Source organism: Acidovorax sp. FW305-C-20-28 (genome assembly GCF_058783375.1).
On record NZ_JBYSYM010000030.1, the window covers coordinates 62126 to 80280 of the forward strand.

General features: G+C 67.9%; 9 protein-coding genes. 7 read left to right on the forward strand and 2 right to left on the reverse strand.

What is annotated here, in order from left to right:
• Positions 1 to 99: 99 nt before the first annotated feature.
• Positions 100 to 1095 (reverse strand): LysR family transcriptional regulator, encoded by a 996-nt coding sequence (locus tag AC3WOH_RS27490; RefSeq protein ID WP_492232484.1) that lies wholly within the window; start codon positions 1093 to 1095, stop codon positions 100 to 102.
• A gap of 97 nt (positions 1096 to 1192) precedes the next feature.
• Between AC3WOH_RS27490 and AC3WOH_RS27495 the strand changes: the two genes are divergently transcribed.
• Together AC3WOH_RS27495 and AC3WOH_RS27500 are read left to right on the forward strand one after the other, a co-directional pair.
• Positions 1193 to 2278 carry an adenosine deaminase family protein gene (locus AC3WOH_RS27495; protein ID WP_492232485.1) on the forward strand — a complete coding sequence of 362 codons (1086 nt, stop codon included), beginning with the start codon at positions 1193 to 1195 and terminating at the stop codon, positions 2276 to 2278.
• A gap of 61 nt (positions 2279 to 2339) precedes the next feature.
• Complete coding sequence (locus AC3WOH_RS27500; protein WP_492232486.1) at positions 2340 to 3335, forward strand: Bug family tripartite tricarboxylate transporter substrate binding protein; 996 nt, start codon at positions 2340 to 2342, stop codon at positions 3333 to 3335.
• A 201-nt stretch (positions 3336 to 3536) separates the two neighbouring features.
• Here the strand turns inward: AC3WOH_RS27500 and AC3WOH_RS27505 are convergent, their stop codons facing one another.
• Positions 3537 to 3794, reverse strand: coding sequence for a hypothetical protein (locus AC3WOH_RS27505; protein WP_492232487.1), 258 nt, complete (start codon positions 3792 to 3794; stop codon positions 3537 to 3539).
• Positions 3795 to 4277: 483 nt separating this feature from the next.
• Here AC3WOH_RS27505 and AC3WOH_RS27510 point away from each other — a divergent pair, with 483 nt between their 5' ends.
• From AC3WOH_RS27510 to AC3WOH_RS27530, 5 genes are all read left to right on the forward strand, one after another.
• Positions 4278 to 5102, forward strand: coding sequence for a sulfotransferase (locus AC3WOH_RS27510; protein ID WP_492232488.1), 825 nt, complete (start codon positions 4278 to 4280; stop codon positions 5100 to 5102).
• A gap of 46 nt (positions 5103 to 5148) precedes the next feature.
• Positions 5149 to 10041, forward strand: coding sequence for a SwmB domain-containing protein (locus AC3WOH_RS27515; protein WP_492232489.1), 4893 nt, complete (start codon positions 5149 to 5151; stop codon positions 10039 to 10041).
• 68 nt (positions 10042 to 10109) lie between these two features.
• Positions 10110 to 10544, forward strand: coding sequence for a hypothetical protein (locus tag AC3WOH_RS27520; protein ID WP_492232490.1), 435 nt, complete (start codon positions 10110 to 10112; stop codon positions 10542 to 10544).
• Between the two features lie 225 nt (positions 10545 to 10769).
• Positions 10770 to 11645, forward strand: coding sequence for a sulfotransferase family protein (locus tag AC3WOH_RS27525; protein WP_492232491.1), 876 nt, complete (start codon positions 10770 to 10772; stop codon positions 11643 to 11645).
• A 427-nt stretch (positions 11646 to 12072) separates the two neighbouring features.
• Positions 12073 to 18155: DUF4347 domain-containing protein (locus AC3WOH_RS27530; protein WP_492232492.1), on the forward strand; the 6083-nt coding region annotated here is incomplete at its 3' end.

Consider the following 18155-nt stretch of genomic DNA (forward strand, 5'->3'; position numbering starts at 1 on the left):
TACCCTGCGGTCACCGGGCCGGTCCACACCCAATTGGGCAGGGTGGGTGCACCAACGCCCCCCGGCGCCACGGCCATCTGGGGGGCGGCGCGGGTGCCGTCAGCGGGCCCGCACGCGCTGCTTCGCCACCCGGCGCGGGGGCTTGTTGGGCGCTGGCGCAGCCAGGCGCGCCTGCAAGAACGCCCGCAGCGCCTGCACCACCTGGCTGCGCATGGGGCCGGGCTGGTAGACCAGCACCACGCGCCGCTCGATGTGCGGGGTGACCAGGGGCCGCACCACCAGGTCCGGGTCGCGCAGCGTGGCGGTGTACAGCTGCGGCATCAGGCCCAGCGCCATGCCGCCGCGCACCAGGGCGTACAGCGTTTCGGCGTAGCTCACGCGGTAGGGCTCGGCATGCTGGGCAAACTGCGCGCGGGGCGACTCGCCCAGCGCCGGCATGCTGCCGCTTTCAAACAGCGCCAGCCGCTCGTGCCCGATGTCCTGCCAGGCCACGGGCTTGTCGGCCCGGGCCAGCGCATGGTCGCGCCGCAGCACCAGCACCAGCGGGTCGCGGAACAGGTCGGTGCACACCAGGCTGCCCGGGGGCTCGGTGATGGCGGCAATCGCCAGGTCGAGCTGCCCGCTGCGCACCTCGGCCAGCAGGGTGGTGGAGGGGGCGTCGCGCCAGGCCAGGTCCATGCGGCTGCGCTGGGCCGGCGCAGCGGCGGCGCCTTGCTGTTCTTCTTCGGCAAGAAACTCCCCCACCGCCGCCACCACGCGCGCGCTGGCCGAGGGGATGACGCCAATGCGCACCAGCGCACGCCCGCGCTGCACGGTGTTGTCGATGTCCTTCAGGGCGCTGTCCACCGTGTGCACCACGAAGTCGGTGCGCGCCAGCACCTCGGCGCCCAGCGGCGTGAGTTCGAGCTGGTGCGTGGAGCGCGTGAGCAGCGCAGCCCCCACCAGCCGCTCCATCTGCTTGATGGCGTTGCTCAGCGCCGGCTGGGTGATGGACAGCCGGCGCGCCGCCCGGCCGAAATGCCCCTCTTCGACCAGCACGGAGAAAAAGCGCAGCTGCCGCAAGGTGAGCGCGTGGAGTGCGGTGGTGGTGCCCATGGCTTGGCTTTCATTGCATCGGCGGTTATAGATCCAATGAATGAATATATAGAAATTTGAAATTTTCCTTATCTGCGGGGTGTGCCTAGACTTCGGCATGAGCCCGCATTCCGCCCCCGCCGACGCCGACGCCGGCGCGCCCCTCGAAGCCTTTCTGCGCGCCATCCCCAAGGTGGAGCTGCACTGCCACCTGTTCGGCACGGTGCGCCAGGCGACCTTTGCCGCACTCAACCGCCGCGCCGGCGCACCGCTGGCCGATGAGGAGGTGCAGGGCTTCTACACGCGCGGCGAAAAGCCCGTGGGCGTGCTGCGCGTGCTGCGCGCGCTCGATGCAGAGCTGGTGCGCAGCGCCGACGACCTGTACCAGCTGACGATTGAATACCTGCAAGACGCCGCGGCCCACACGGTGCGCCATGCCGAGTTCTCGTGGAACCCGACCGGCACGGTGCACGCCTCGGGCATCGCCTACCCGCTGGCGCAGGCGGCCATCGTGCGCGCGATCCGCGACGCGGAGCAGCAGTGGGGCATCACCGGCCGGCTGATTGCGGCCATCGACCGCGAGGCCTCGCCCGAGGCCGCGGTGGAGATGGTGCAGTGGGTGGCGGCGCAGCGCTGCGACGAGGTGGTCGGCATCGGCATCGACTACCGCGAGAACGACCGGCCGCCCGAGCTGTTTGTGCAGGCCTACCGCGACGCGCAGCGCGCCGGCCTCAAAACCACCGCGCACGCCGGCGAGTTCGGCATGCCCTGGACCAATGTGCGCACCGCGCTCGACGTGCTGCAGGTGGACCGCATCGACCACGGCTACACGGTGGTCGACCACCCGGCCTTCGCGCGCGAGTGCGCCGAGCGCGGCGTGGTCTTTACCGTGGTGCCCACCAACTCCTACTACCTGCGCACGCTGGCGCCCGAGCGCTGGGCGCTGGACCACCCGATACGCCACATGCCGGCACTGGGCCTGCGCATCCACCCCAACACCGACGACCCCACGCTGCACCAGGTCACGCCCACCGGGGCCTGGCTCAAGATGGTGCGCGACTTCGGCTTTGGCCTCGATGACCTGCGCGGCTTCATGCACAACGGCCTGGACGGCGCCTGGATCGACGACACGCAGCGCCGCCGCTGGCGCAGTGAATGGAGCGCACAGTTCGATGCGCTGCGCGCCGCGCACGGCCTGGCCTGACGACATCACCCCTCTGCACACCACCCCACCGCACAGCCCCCCACCGAGAGACCTTCACACCATGCGATACCTTGCTGCCCCGCTGCTCGCCGCCACCCTCCCCCTGCTGGCCCTGGGCCCGGCGCATGCGCAGGCACCGGCGCCTGCGGCCTGGCCAGCGGCCAAGCCCATCACGCTGATCGTGCCCTACTCCGCTGGCGGCAGTGTCGATTTTGTGGCGCGCATGGTGGCCACGCGGCTCTCGGAGCGGCTCAAGCAATCGGTGGTGATCGAGAACGTGAGCGGTGCCGGCGGCGCCATCGGCGTGGCCAAGGCGGCCGCGGCGGCGGCCGATGGCTACACCCTCGTGGCCGCGCCCGACAGCACCATTGCCATCGGCAAGCTGGTCAACCCCGCCGCGTACAAGTTCGATCCGCTCAAGGACCTGGCGCCCGTGGGCCTGGTGAACACGGCCCCCATGGTGCTGGTGGCCCGGCCCGGCCTGGGCGTGGCCAGCTATGCCGACTTCGTCAAGCTCGCCAAGGCCTCGCCCGGCAAGACCAGCTACGCCACCTCGGGCGTGGGCACGGTGCTGCACCTGTCGATGGAGCTGCTCAAGCAGCGCAGCGGCATCTACGTCACCCACATCCCCTACCGCGGCGCAGCGCAGATCGCCACCGACGTGATCGGCGAGCAGGTGGACACCGCCATGCTCATCAGCGCCGGCGCGGTGCCCGGCTACGTGCAAAGCGGCAAGCTCAAGGCCCTGGGCGTGACCGGCACCAAGCGCCTCGAATCGCTGCCCAACGTGCCCACCTTCGACGAAATGCCCGGCCTCAAGGGCTACGCCCCGGTGGCCTGGACCGGCCTGTTCGCCCCCGCGCAAACCCCCGCCCCCATCGTCGCGCGCCTGAACCAGGAACTCAACGCCGTGCTGAGCACCCCTGAAGTGCGCACCAAGCTGCAGGAGCAAGGCGCCCTGCCCGGCAGCGGCTCGGCCCAGGACCTGGCCCGCTTCGTGCAGGCCGAATACGCCCGCAACCTGAAGGTGGTGCAGAGCGTGAATATCAAGGAGTAGGAGTGCGCAGACGCCGGGTGCTTGCGCCGGCTTTCGGCCCATACCGATTGGCGTTCAGCCCAGCCTGAGCCCTTCGCCGCTGCAGACCCAGGGCGGGGGCTGTGGCTGGAGCCGTTGGACAAGCCAATGGGCAAACGCCACCGCTCGACCACGCCGAAGTCGCATCCGGCATGCCGGCACTGTGCCGCGGATGGGGCACGCCTACAGAAGGTCTTTGACGATGCCTCGGCGCTGCAGCAGTTGCAGCACCGGATAGGCGGCCAGGCCCGTCAAGGAAGATGAGATGCCACATAGCAGTGGTGCCACAAAAACCATGATCAGGTCCACCCAGACAGGAGTCCCCGAATCATCGAAGACACCCCAGATGGCTTGCACACCATACAGCACCGGCATCAGTGCCAGCGTTCCAAAGAATCCGATATAGAACTGAAGCTCGAGCACTGACGAGAGAGATTTCATAGGTATGGACTCTACAGGCTGGTGGGTCTGGACAAGGATCCCTGCCGTCCTTGCCCGAGCGGATCTTTGCACATTGCGCATTGCCGGCCCCCATCTTTTTGGCCTGTGGATTTCACCGCCTGGCTGTCGGTCTGCTGCGCCAGTCCAGGGATGCAGCGGCCAGCACCCCTGGGGCACCTTCTCGGCGGCCCGTCGGTACACCAAATGCGTACCAGCCACCGGGGTGGATGGCAACCCGTTCAGGCCACTGGCGGGGAATGCTCCTCGCCGCGAGCACCACGCACAAGACGCGGCCACGGTGCCACCAGCGTGGTGTGGGCCGCGCCACATCCGCTCCACTTTCCAGCGCGCGCGCCCCTCCCTCGGTAGGGTTTACCGCCCGCCACCGCAGGGCTACAAACCGTTCCTGGTGTTGCCAGATGTGGCAATGCAGCCGTCCGGCATGCCTGTGCGCGCCGTGTCTTCACCGGCCCCTGGAACCTTGTGCAGAAGTACCACTTCATCACCGGCCTGCCGCGCGCAGGCTCCACCCTGCTGTCCGCGCTGCTGCTGCAGAACCCGCGCTTCCATGCGGGCATGACCAGCCCGGTGGGCGGGCTGGTCACGGCCAACCTGCGCCTGATGAGCGCGGGCGGCGAGCTGTCGCTGCTGATCGACCCGCCCATGCGCAAGCAGATCCTGCGCGGGCTGTTCGACGCGTACTACGGCGCCATCGGCAAGGAGGTGGTCTTCGACACCAACCGCCTGTGGTGCGCCAAGATGCCCCTGGTCGAGGACATGTTCCCCGGGGCCCGGATGATCGCCTGCGTGCGCGACATCCCCTGGATCATGGACAGCATCGAGAACCAGCTGCACAAGAACCCGTTCGAGAACACCAAGCTGTTCGCCAGCGAGGCCGAGCGCCTGACCATCTACAGCCGCATGGCCGCGCTGGCGCGGCACGACCGGCTGATCGGCTTTCCCTGGGCGGCGCTCAAGGAGGCCTACTACGGCCCGCACGCCGGCCAGCTGCTGCTGGTGGACTACGACCTGCTGGTGCGCGCGCCCCTCAAGGTGCTGCAGCTCGTCTACGGCTTCATCGGCGAGCCCTGGTTCGACGGCCACGATGTGGACAACGTCGAGTACGACGCACCGCAGTTCGACGAGGCCATGGGCATGGCCGGCATGCACCAGGTGCACCGCAAGGTGGCGCCGCGCGAGCGCCAGACCCTGTTGCCGCCCGACATCTTCGAGAAGTACCAGGACATGGCCTTCTGGCGCACCGATACGCGCAGCGCCGCCAGCGTCATCAAACCCACCACGCACTGACCAGCCCCACCTACCGGCCCACCCACCGGCCCACGAAAGCCCGCGCATGGCACTCGCCTACACCACCGGCCCGACCCTCTGGTCCTACGCCAACGCCACCGACAACTCCAGCGCCAGCACGGCCCGCTTCGCCGACCTCGATGGCGATGGCGATCTGGACATCTTCATCGGCGTGGAGAAGGCCAGCGGCAACCAGCCCAGCCAGATCTGGAAGAACGACGGCGCCGGCAACTTCAGCCTGCACCAGAGCCTGCCCGCGGCGCGCATCGTGCAGTCGTGGCTGGTCAACCTGGACGCCGACCCCGAGCTGGAGCTGGTCACGCGCAGCTACCAGTCGCCCCTGCAGGTGTGGCAGAACAACGGCACGGGCACCTTCAGCGCGGGCGGGACCATCGGCAGCAACATCCAGGCGGCAGACATCGCCGACCTCGACGGCGATGGCGATCTGGATGTGCTGATCGGCATCTTCCAGGGCAACTACGCGGTCTACAAGAACAACGGCGCCGGCGCATTCACGCTGGACTCCAGCCCCGCCAAGGTCTCGGACCCGGTGGCCCTGACGCTGGTGGACCTGGACCGCGACGGCGACAGGGATGCCGTGCTCGTCGAAGACAACGGCGTGCGCATCCTGGCCAACAACGGCAGCGGCGGCTTCACCCCGCACAGCAGCTTGGGCGATGCCTTCGGCGGCGCGGCCCTGTCGGCCGAGCTCACGGGCGACGGCCACGCCGACGCCCTGGTCAGTGGCCTGAACGGCGCCGCCGCCAACCTCATCCTGTTCCAGAACAACGGCAGCGGCGCTTTGGGCAACCAGCTGCAGGTCTTCACCCGGGCCGAGGCGCCCGGCAGCTTTGCCGATGTGGACGGCGATGGCGACCTCGACGGCCTGGGCCAGAAGATCATGCTCAACAACGGCGCGGGCGCGTTCACCGACTCGGGCGTGGTGCTGCAGGACCCGGCCTTCATGTACAACGGCAGCCCGGTGCCCGGCCAGGCCCTGGCGGCCGGCGATGTGGATGGTGACGGCGATATCGACGTGGCCGTGGCCTTCTACGCCGGCAACTGGACGGTGCCGCTCTACGCGGGGGCCGTCAAGCTCTACCTGAACAACACCGTGCCCGCCACCAATGCCGACGGCACGCTCACCGCCGGCACCGGCGTGAGCGAGCCCGTGGGCCTGCCCAGCACGGCCGACACCGCGGCCGAGGTGGTGGACGTGTTCGACTTGCGGCTCGCCGATGGCGGCGGCAGCGACGGCCTGGCGCTGGGGGTGTCGCAGCTGAAGGTGCACACCTCGGGCACGGGCGATTTCAGCAAGGTCACCTGGCGCCTGAGCGGCCCCGACGCCACCAACGTGGTGGGCACCTACAACGCGGGCACCAACGAGATCACGTTCTCGGGCCTGGCCATCTCCGTGGCCCAGGGCGGCAACGAGACCTACCGCATCAGCGCCTTCTTCAACGACCGCAGCGGTCTGGCCAACGGGCAGACCTACCGCCTGTCCATCGACGGCGACACCGATGTCACCCTCGCCCCCGGCGGCAGCCGCATGGCCAGCGGGCAGGCGGCGGTGACCAATGGCACGGGCAGCGCCGTCACCGTGGTCAACGAGGCCCCCATCAACATCGCGCTCTCGGCCAGCAGCGTGGCCGAGAACACGCCCACGGCCACGCCACTGGCCATCGGCACCCTGTCCACCACCGACCCGAACGCGGGCGACAGCTTCACCTACAGCATTGTCGGCGGGGCGGACGCGGGCGACTTCGCCGTCAGCGGCAGCACCCTGCAGTTCAAGGCGGGCACCACGCTCGACCACGAGGCCAAGGCCAGCTATGCCGTCACCGTGCGCAGCACCGACGCGGGCGGCCTGGGCGTGGACAAGGCCTTCACCATCGCGCTGACCAATGTCAACGAGGCGCCCACGCTCGCCACCCCCCTGCCCGACCAGGCCGCACAGGCCACCCAGGCCTTCAACTTCGCCTTCGCCTCCAATGCCTTTGGGGACGTGGACGCCGGCACCACGCTCACCTACACGGCCACCCTCGACGGCGGCGGCGCATTGCCGGCCTGGCTCACGTTCACCCCCGGCAGCCGCAGCTTCAGCGGCACCCCGGCGGCGGGCGACGCGGGCACGCTGCAGATCCGCGTCACGGCCAGCGATGGCAGCCTGAGCGCCAGCGATACCTTCGCCCTGGTGGTGACCGCCGGCCCCTCGGTCAGCAGCATCGTGCGCACCGGCGCCACGGCGCTGACCAATGCCAGCAGCGTGGACTACACCGTCACCTTCAGCCAGGCCGTGACCGGCGTGGACCCCGCCGACTTCAGCCTCACCACCACCGGCACGGCCACAGGCAGCGTGACCGGCATCAGCGGCAGCGGCACCACCTGGACCCTGACCGCCAGCGGCCTGGGCGGCGACGGCGACCTGCGGCTGGACCTCAAGAACAGCGGCACCGGCATCCAGAACGGCGCGGGCCTGGCCATCACGGGCGGCTACACCGCTGGCGAGGTCTATACGCTGGACACCACCGCCCCCGCCATCCCCAGCATCGCCACGCTCGGCGCCGCCAGCGACACCGGCAGCAGCCCCAGCGACGGCATCACCGCCGACACCACGCCCACCCTCACGGGCACGGCCGACCCCGGCAGCACCGTGACCCTGTACGACACCGATGGCAGCACCGTGCGCGGCAGCACCACCGCCGACGGCGCGGGCCACTGGTCCATCACCAGCACACCGCTGGCAGCCGGCGCCCACACGCTGACCACCAAGGCATCGGACGCGGCGGGCAATGCCAGCGCCGCCTCGCCGGGCCTGGCGCTGACCATCGACCCCGTTGCCCCGGTGCTGGCTTCGGCCACCGTCAATGGCAGCACGCTGGTGCTGACCTACACCGATGCGGGCTCGCTCGATGCGGTCAATACCGCTGCCCCCGCCGCCTTCACCGTGATGGTGGGGGCTGTGGCCAACGCAGTCACGGCGGCGGTGGTGAATGCGGTGGCCAAGACCGTGACGCTGACCCTGACCACGCCCGTGGCCAATGGCCAGGCAGTGACGGTGGCCTACACCGACCCCACGGCCGGCGACGACGCCAGCGCCCTGCAGGACCTGGCCGGCAACGATGCCGCCACGCTGGCCGCCACGGTGGTGACCAACAACACCCCGGCAGACCCCGGCCCCGGCACCCCGCCCCCCAACACGGTGGACGGCGTGCCCGTCACCACCGCCCCGGGCCCCGGCGGCTCCACCGTCATCACCATCCCCGTGGTGCTGCCCACCCGGCCCGACACCCCGGGCAGCAGCACCCCGCTGGCCGATATCCCCCTGGTCACTTCTCCCAGCGGTTCCCCCATCGTCTCGGTCAGTGTGCCCACGGGCGTGGGCCTGTCGGCCGAGGGTTTGACCACCACCACGACAGGCTCGGCCGCCCTGGCCGAGCTGGGGTTCCGCATCGAGCGCATTGCCGGCGACAACCCCGAGCTGACCCATGCCGGCCAGGTGTTCTATGCCACGCTCTCGCCCACCGAGCCTTTGAGCGTGCAGATCTTGAAGCCCACCATCGGTGCCGGCTACGACGGCTCCCGCCCCCTGGTCATCAACGGCAGCGCCAACCCCGCCGATGGCCAGCAGGCGGTGATCATCGATGCGCGTGCCCTGCCTTCGGGCACGGTGATCCAGGTGGACCACATCGAGTTCGTGGCCGTGGTGGGCCATGTGCGCATCGTTGGCGGCGCCGGCCGGAACATGGCCAGCGGCGACAGCGGCAACCAGACCATCGTGCTGGGACCGGGCAACGATGTCATCCACGGCGGTGGTGGCAACGACACCGTGGGCAGCGAGGCCGGGGACGACCAGGTCTATGGCGATGCCGGCGATGACACCGTGTTTGGCGGTGCGGGCAATGACCTGTTGTCCGGTGGCACGGGCAGCGACAAACTCAATGGCGGTACGGGCTTTGATGTGGCGATCCAGGAGGGGGCGCGCAGCGACTACACGGTCACCCTGGAAGGCGCCGGCATCAAGCTCACGCACACGGCTTCGGGTGTCTCCGACTGGCTCGTGGATGTGGAGCAGGTGCGCTTTGCCAGCGGGCCGAGTCTCACGGTGGCGCACAGTGCGGCCGAGGAAGCCGCTGCATTCCTGTTCCAGAAGTGGCTGGGCCGCGACCTGAACCAGGGCGAAGGCGCCATCATCCAGAGCCTGACGGGCAAGACCGCGCTGGAGGTGGCAACCTTGTTCGCCCAGGTGTTCCCCGAGCAGAGTGCGGGCAAGACGCCGGCGCAGTTGCTCGAAGGCATGGCTGCGGCCGGAGCGATCCGCGTGGATGCCATCCGCGAAGTGACGGTGACCGGCGATGCGGGCAACAACACCATCAGCCCGACCTTGGGCCTGGCGCGCTATGTGGATGGCGGTGCGGGCACCGATACCGTGGTGATCCCCGCGACCCTGGCGCAGACGCACATCCAGGCCAACGCCAATGGATCCTTCACACTGCAGCGCATGACCGATGGGGCGATGCTGGATGTGACGCGGGTCGAACGCGTGAGCTTCAGCGATACCAAGCTGGCCCTGGACCTGAACGGCCATGCGGGCCAGGCGGCCAAGCTGCTCGGTGTCCTGGGCGGCCCGGCCCTGCTGGCCAACAAGGGCATCGTGGGCGAGGTGATTCGCCTGCTCGATGCCGGGGCCAGCAGCCAGACCATTGCGGGCCTGGGGCTGCAGCTCTTGGGGGCGAGCACCCCCACCCAGATCGCGCAGACCCTGTGGACCAACGTCACAGGCCGGGCGGGCACCAGTGGGGAGCTCAAGATCCTCACCGACATCATGGCCGGCGGGGTCTCGGCGGCGGATCTGGTGGTGATGGCGGCCAACCTGGATGCAACGGCGGTGCGCATTGACCTGGTGGGGCTGGCCGCCAAGGGGATCGAGTTCGCCTGACAAGGCTGGGCCCGGCCCTGGCCCACGGAATTCTTGCGGGCGTCACGATCCCGGCAGACAAGTCCACCATGGATTTGTCTGCCGATCTCCGCGCCCTTCTGCCCCGCTGGCGCATCGACGGGGCCGACCTGCTGCCGCCCGAAGAGCCCGCGCAGATCGAGGCCCTGTTTGCCCAACTGGGCCAGCCCGCCACCGCCGAGGTGCTCACCCTCTACAGCACCCTGGGGGGCATGGCGACGATGGACGGCGAGTTCTGGCGCCTGTGGTCCCTCCAGGAAGTCAGCCGCGCCAACCAGGGCCCGCCTTCCGAATGGGGCGTGCAGTTTGCCGACGTCCTCACCCACAGCCACGTCTTTCGGCTCAGAACCACGGACAGTGGCCAGTCGGAAGTCTTCGCCGACCCCTTGCGCCGAGGCAGCCTGCCCGTGCGGGTCGCGGCCTCGCTCAGCGAGTTCTTTGCCCGGTACCGGCAAAACCCCGAACAAGTCCTGCCGCAGCGGTAGCGAGCCGCGCCTCGTCTTGGGCAACCGCCGATGCCACCCGCGTGCCGCGTGCCGCCTTCACCTCGGCGCTCATCTGGCCGGAACAGCGGCGGCAATTCATTTGCGTGAAAAACTTTCTTTATGGCAATAATTGGTTTGCACAACCGTTTGACCACGACAAGGGGCGCACCTTCTGCGTGGTAGCGGCTCTTTCCTTATGCCCCGGCGCCTGGCCATATTCTCCCGATGACACCACCCTCCTCGCCCCGCTACCACTTCATCACCGGCCTGCCCCGCTCGGGCTCCACCCTGCTGTCGGCGCTGCTGCTGCAGAACCCGCGCTTTCATGCGGGCATGACCAGCCCGGTGGGTACGCTGTTCCGCGGCATGCTCAACCAGCTCGGCGCGGGCAGCGAGTTCGGCCCGGTGGTCACCAAGGCACAACGCCACCGCCTGGCACGCGGCCTGTTCGATGGCTACTATGCCGACCAGGTGCAGGCCGGCAAGGAAGTCATCTTCGACACCAATCGCATGTGGAGCGCGCAGATGCCCGCCCTCATGGAGATGTTTCCCGGTGCCAAGCTGATCGCCTGCGTGCGCAACGTGGCCTGGGTCATGGACAGCATCGAAAGGCGCTACCGATCCAACCCGTTCGAGATCACGCGCCTGTTCAACGACGATACCGAGCGCAACACCGTCTACAGCCGCGTGGACACGCTGGCCCAGCGCAACCGCATGGTGGGCTACCCCTGGACGGCATTGAAAGAGGCCTTCTACGGCGAACATGCCTCGTCGCTGCTGCTCGTTGACTACGACCTGTTGGCCCAGGCGCCCGACAAGGTGCTGCCGCTGATCTACCTGTTCCTGGGCGAGCCGGCGTTCGAACACGATTTCAGCAAGGTGCAGTACGACGCGCCTGATTTCGACGAAGCCCTGGGCCTGCACGGCCTGCACAAGGTGCGCCCGCAGGTGGGCCTGGAGCGGCGTGAAACCATCTTGCCGCCCGACCTGTTTGAGCAATACAGCAAGCTGTCGTTCTGGCAGGACCAGGCTGGCAGCCGGGCCAATGTGGTCACAGCCAAAGCAGCCATGCCCGCGCCGCCACTGCCACAACAGCGCTGAGTCGGAGCCACGGTCACAGCGCCCAGCGCAGGCAATGCGGTTGGCCAGAGCGCCTTCGCCGCCTCCAGGCAATATATCGTTTGACCCAAAATGGGGATTCCATTACTTTCATCCCACCGCACCCTGAGTGCTTCGATCGCTGCGCCCATTCGCAGTCAACGCCCATGACTGCCTTGGCAGACCTTCATCAGGATCCATCTCCTTGCGCTAGCTCTGCGCAGCTTTTGCCCACGGCCTCTTGCCGCCAGGTACCGCCAACCGGTCTGGGACAAAGCATGCGCGGCGGGTTCCAACGCACAGCGACCACTCCCCGCCTTGCACAAGCCCTGCCCCCGAGGCGTTGCAGTTGACTATCCTCCCATTGAAGCCCGGATAGCCTGCGCCAGGCGCAACGGCATCGTCTCCAAACCATACCGACATCAGCACCATGACATCTCTCCAAACCAACGGCTTGACCGCGCAAGAATTCCTGTTCATCGACAGCCGCGTTCCCGACCTGGAGTCCATCGTCGCCGCAACCCGGCCGGGTGTGAAGGTGGTGGTGCTCAACCCCAACGAGAATGGTGTGGCCCAGATGGCCAAGGCCCTGGAGGGCGAGCATGGCCTGGCCTCCATCAGCGTGGTCTCGCACGGCGACGAAGGGGTGCTGCTGCTGGGCAATGGACCGCTCTTTGCCGGCAACCTGGAGGCACACCAGGCCGATCTGAAGACCATTGGCGCTGCACTCGGGCCCGAAGGCGACCTGCTGCTGTATGGATGCGATGTGGGAGCTGGCGAGACCGGCACCCAGTTCGTGCAGGCCCTGGCCGAGGCCACTGGTGCCGACGTGGCAGCTTCTGCCGACGGCACGGGCACGGCCGCTCGCAATGGCGATTGGGACCTGGAGATCACAACGGGCCAGATTGACGCCGCACCTGCGCTGGATACGCAGGCCCTGGCGAACTACCAACACCTGCTGCACACCGCAAGCGTCAGCACCGTCGCCCAACTCAAGGCGGCGATCGCCACAGGCAATACCGATGGAGCAGCCGACGTCATCACCTTGACCGGCAACATCACGTTTGCCTCAGCAGCCGACACAGTGACCATCAACGTGACCGATGGCCAACAGATGTCGATTGTGGGCGGTGGTTTTACCCTGAGCGGCAACAACATGGGACGGGTGTTGAGCATTGCCGCGGGCACTGTCGACATCAGCAATCTCACCATCAGCAATGGCTTTGTAACAGGGGCAGGCGGCAACACGCCCGGAGCTACCGACGGCCTGCCAGGTAACGACGCACTGGGTGCAGGCATCAACAATGCCGGCACCCTGACCATCAGCAACAGCACCATCACCGGCAACAAGGCTGCCGGCGGCGGCGGCGGTGGTGGTGGCGCAGGCGGCGGCGGCGGCGCAGGCGGCGGCGGCGGTGGGTTTGGATCCACCCACGGTGGAACTGGTGGCACCAACCCTCCCGCCGCCGCAGGCCCCACCTCGGCGGGTACGGGCGGCAAAGGCGCAGGCTTTTCCGGCGGCGGAGGCACCATGGGCGGGAGCGGCGGCACAACCACGGGCGGGGCGGGTGGCACCTATGGTTCCTACACGTCGGGCGGCGCTGGCGGCACGGCCAACAATGGAACGTTCTCCATCGGCGGCGGAGGCGGCGGTGCGGGGTACACCTACGGCGGTGGCCGTGGCGGCAATGCCGTAGGCGGGATCTACAACACCGGCACACTGACCATCACCACCAGCAGCATCACCAACAACGTCGGAGCCGGTGGCGGCGGCGGTGGCGGCACGGCGCCTGGCAGTGTCAAGAGCGGCAATGGCGGCGACGGTGGCTCCGGCACTGGTGGTATCTGGAACTCCGGTGGCACGGTGAAGCTAGATAGCAGCACCAATACCACGCTGTCTACTGGCAACGCCGGCGGGAGCGGCGGCGGCGGAGCGTCCACAAAAAACACCCCGGGGTCCGCCGGTACAGCCACCGCAACGGTCTCGACGACCAACGGCGGCACCACGACCACCAACTACGTGCCCCCCACCATCACCAGCGCCACCTATGACGCCAGCACCGGCACGCTGGTGGTCACCGGCACCGGCATGACCAATGGCGGCACCATCGACGTGGGCAAGCTCAGCCTGACCGGCCAGGGCGGCAGCTACACGCTGACCAGCGCCAACGTCACCAGCACCACCACCTCGTTCTCCATCACGCTCAACGCCACCGACAAGCTCAACGTCAACGGCCTGCTCAACAACAACGGCACCTCTGCCGTCAGCACCACCACCTACAACCTCGCCGCCGCTTCGAACTGGCAATCCGGTGCCAGCGCCGACGCCACCGGCAACGGCGTCACCGTCAGCAACGTGGCGGCCCCCACCATCACCAGCGCCACCTTCGACGGCAGCACCAATGTGCTGACCGTCACCGGCACCGGCCTGGTCAAGGCCGTGGGCGCCACCAACGACATCACCATCGGCGCGCTCACCATCACCGGCGAAGGCGGCTCCACCTATACGCTCTCCACCTCAGCCAATGTGGAGATCACCAGCGCCACCAGCTTCAGCGTGACGCTCTCGGGTGCCGACATCACCGGTGTCAATGCCCTGCTCAACAAGAACGGTACTGCCTCGGTCAGCGCCACCACGTACAACCTGGCTGCTGCCGACGACTGGAACAGCCCCATCACCGGCGGCAACATCGCCGACCTCACGGGCAACGGCATCACCGTCAGCAACGCCTCACCCCTCATCACCAGCGCCACTTACGATGCCAGCACCGGCACGCTGGTGGTCACGGGTGCCAACATGGTCACCGGCGACACCATCGATGTCTCCAAGCTGTCCGTGGCCGGCCAGGGCGGCAGCTACGCGCTGACCACCGCCAACGTCACCGCCGCCAGCGCCACCAGCTTCTCGGTCACCCTGAACGCCGCAGACCAGCTCAACGTCAACGGCATCCTGAACAAGGACGGTACCGCCTCCGCAGGCGGTACCACCTTCAACCTGGCCGCCGCCGCCAGCTGGGACGCCAGCCGCACCAGCAGCGCCGACACCACCGGCAACGGCGTCACGGTGAGCAACGTGGTGGCCCCCACCATCACCAGCGCCACCTTCGACGGCAGCACCAATGTGCTCACCGTCACCGGCACCGGCCTGGTCAAGACCGTGGGCGCCACCAACGACATCACCGTCGGCCTGCTCACCATCTTCGGTGAGGGTGGCGCCACCCGCACCCTGACCACCTCGGGCGACGTGGAGATCACCAGCGCCACCAGCTTCAGCATCACCCTCGCGGGTGCAGACATCGCAGCCGTCAACGCCCTGCTCAACAAGAACGGCACCAGCTCGGCCAGCAGCGCCACCACCTACAACATCGCTGCAGCCGACAACTGGAACAGCGTCATCACCGGCGGCAATATCGGCGACCTCACCGGCAACGGCATCACCGTCTCCAACGCCGTGCCCAGCATCCTGTCGTCCACCTACGATGCCTCCACCGGCACCCTCACGGTCTCGGCCGTGAACATGGTCACCGGCGACACCATCGATGTCTCCAAGCTCAGCGTCACGGGCCAGGGCGGCAGCTATGCGCTGACCAGCGCCAACGTCACCGCTGCCAGTGCCACGTCGTTCACCATCACCCTGAACGCCGCAGACAAGCTGGCCGTCAATGGTGTGCTGAACAAGAACGGCACTTCCGCCGCCGACACCACCACCTTCAACCTGGCCGCCGCCGCCAGCTGGGATGCCAGCCGCACCAGCGGCGCCGACACCACCGGCAACGGCATCACCGTCAGCAACGTGGTGGCCCCCACCATCACCAGCGCCACCTTCGATGGCTCCACCAACACCCTGGTGGTCACCGGCACCGGCCTGGTCAAGACCCTGGGGGCCACCAACGACATCACCATCGGCGCGCTCACCATCACCGGTGAAGGTGGCTCCACCTATACGCTCTCCACTTCAGCCAATGTGGAGATCACCAGCGCCACCAGCTTCAGCCTGACGCTCTCCGGCGCAGACATCGCCGGTGTAGCCAACCTGCTCAACAAGAACGGTACGTCCTCGGCCAGCGCCACCACCTACAACATCGCTGCGGCCGATGACTGGAACAGCGCCATCACCGGCGGCAACATCGCCGACACCACGGGCAACCCCATCACCGTCAGCAATGCTGCACCCAACATCCAGTCGGCCAGCTACGACGCCAGCACCGGCGTGCTCACAGTCTCCGCACTGAACATGGTGGGCGGCGACACCATCGATGTGAGCAAGCTCAGCGTCACCGGCCAGGGCGGCAGCTACGCGCTGACCACCGCCAACGTCACCGCCGCCAGCGCCACCAGCTTCTCGGTCACCCTGAACGCCGCAGACAAGCTCAACGTCAACGGCATCCTGAACAAGGATGGCACCGCCTCGGCGGGCGGCACCACCTTCAACCTGGCCGCCGCCGCCAGCTGGAACCAGACCACCACGTCGGGTGCCGACGCCACGGGCAACGGTGTCACGGTCAGCAACGTCACCGCCCCGACGATCACCTCGGCCACCTTCGATGGCTCCACCAACACCCTGGTGGTCACCGGCACCGGCCTGGTCAAGACCATCGGCGCCAACAACGACATCACGGTCAACAAGCTCACCATCACCGGCGAAGGCGGGGCCACCTATGTCCTGTCCACCTCCAGCGACGTGGAAGTCACCAGCGCCACCAGCTTCAGCCTGACGCTCTCCGGCGCAGACATCGCCGGTGTAGGCAACCTGCTCAACAAGAACGGTACGTCCTCGGCCAGCGCCACCACCTACAACATCGCTGCGGCCGATGACTGGAACAGCGCCATCACCGGCGGCAACATCGCCGACACCACGGGCAACCCCATCACCGTCAGCAACGCCGCGCCCAACATCCAGTCGGCCAGCTACGACGCTGCCACGGGCACCCTGTCGGTCTCTGCCCTGAACATGGTCACCGGCGACACCATCGATGTGAGCAAGCTGACCCTGGCCGGCCAGGGCGGCAGCTACGCGCTGACCACCGCCAACGTCACCGCCGCCAGCGCCACCTCGTTCACCATCACCCTGAACGCTGCAGACAAGCTGGCCGTCAATGGTGTGCTGAACAAGAACGGCACTTCCGCCGCCGACACCACCACCTTCAACCTGGCCGCCGCCGCCAGCTGGGATGCCAGCCGCACCAGCGGCGCCGACACCACCGGCAACGGCGTCACCGTCAACAACGTGGTGGCCCCCACCATCACCAGCGCCACCTACGACGGCTCCACCAACACCCTGGTGGTCACCGGCACCGGCCTGGTCAAGGCCGTGGGCGCCACCAACGACATCACCGTCAGCAAGCTCACCATCACCGGCGAAGGCGGGGCCACCTATGTCCTGTCCACCTCCGGCAATGTGGAAGTCACGTCGGCCACCAGCTTCACCATCACCCTCAGCGGTGCAGACATCGCTGGCGTGGGCAACCTGCTCAACAAGAACGGTACGTCCTCGGCCAGCGCCACCACCTACAACATCGCTGCGGCCGACGACTGGAACAGCGCCATCACCGGCGGCAACATCGCCGACCTCACGGGCAACGGCATCACCGTCAGCAACGCCGCGCCCAACATCCAGTCGGCCAGCTACGACGCTGCCACGGGCACCCTGTCGGTCTCTGCCCTGAACATGGTCACCGGAGACACCATCGATGTGAGCAAGCTGACCCTGGCCGGCCAGGGCGGCAGCTACGCGCTGACCTCAGCCAACGTCACCGCCGCCAGCGCCACCTCGTTCACCATCACCCTGAACGCTGCAGACAAGCTGGCCGTCAATGGTGTGTTGAACAAGAACGGTACTTCCGCCGCCGACGCCACGGTGTTCAATCTGGCCGCCGCCGCCAACTGGGATGCGACCACCACCTCGGGGGCGGACCTCACGGGCAATGCCGTCACGGTCTCCAACCTGCTGGCCCCCACCATCACCTCGGCCACCTACGACGCGGCCACCCACGTCCTCACCGTCACCGGCACCAACCTGGTTGGCACGCTGGGCGCCACCAACGACATCACGGTCAGCACCCTGACCCTCACCGGCGAGGGCGGCACCCGCACCCTGTCCACCACGGGCAATGTGGAGATCACGTCGGCCACCAGCTTTGCCGTCACCCTCGCGGGCGCCGATGTCGCTGCGGTCGAAGCCCTCTTCAATAAGAACGGGGCCTCCTCCACCAGCGGTACCACCTACAACCTGGCTGCCGCCGACGACTGGAACAGCGTGGTCACGGGCAGCAACATTGCCGATGCGACCAATGCAGTCACGGTATCGAACGTTCCCGTCCCCACCATCACCAGTGCCACCTACAACGTGGCCACCGGTGCCCTGGTGGTCACGGGCACGGGCTTCAGTGCCCTGGCCGGCGCTGCCAACGACATCCTGGCCACCAAGTTCACCCTGACCGGCGAGGGCGGAGCCACCTACACGCTGACCTCCTCCACCGCCAATGCGGAGATCACCAGCGCCACGTCGTTCAC

What these genes read in the sequence shown, in the direction of transcription:
- AC3WOH_RS27515 (WP_492232489.1), top strand. Translation starts at nt 5,149, where the DNA reads ATGGCACTCGCCTACACCACCGGCCCGACCCTCTGGTCCTACGCCAAC.
- AC3WOH_RS27495 (WP_492232485.1), top strand. Translation starts at nt 1,193, where the DNA reads ATGAGCCCGCATTCCGCCCCCGCCGACGCCGACGCCGGCGCGCCCCTC.
- AC3WOH_RS27520 (WP_492232490.1), top strand. Translation starts at nt 10,110, where the DNA reads ATGGATTTGTCTGCCGATCTCCGCGCCCTTCTGCCCCGCTGGCGCATC.
- AC3WOH_RS27490 (WP_492232484.1), bottom strand. Translation starts at nt 1,095, where the DNA reads ATGGGCACCACCACCGCACTCCACGCGCTCACCTTGCGGCAGCTGCGC.
- AC3WOH_RS27500 (WP_492232486.1), top strand. Translation starts at nt 2,340, where the DNA reads ATGCGATACCTTGCTGCCCCGCTGCTCGCCGCCACCCTCCCCCTGCTG.
- AC3WOH_RS27505 (WP_492232487.1), bottom strand. Translation starts at nt 3,794, where the DNA reads ATGAAATCTCTCTCGTCAGTGCTCGAGCTTCAGTTCTATATCGGATTC.
- AC3WOH_RS27525 (WP_492232491.1), top strand. Translation starts at nt 10,770, where the DNA reads ATGACACCACCCTCCTCGCCCCGCTACCACTTCATCACCGGCCTGCCC.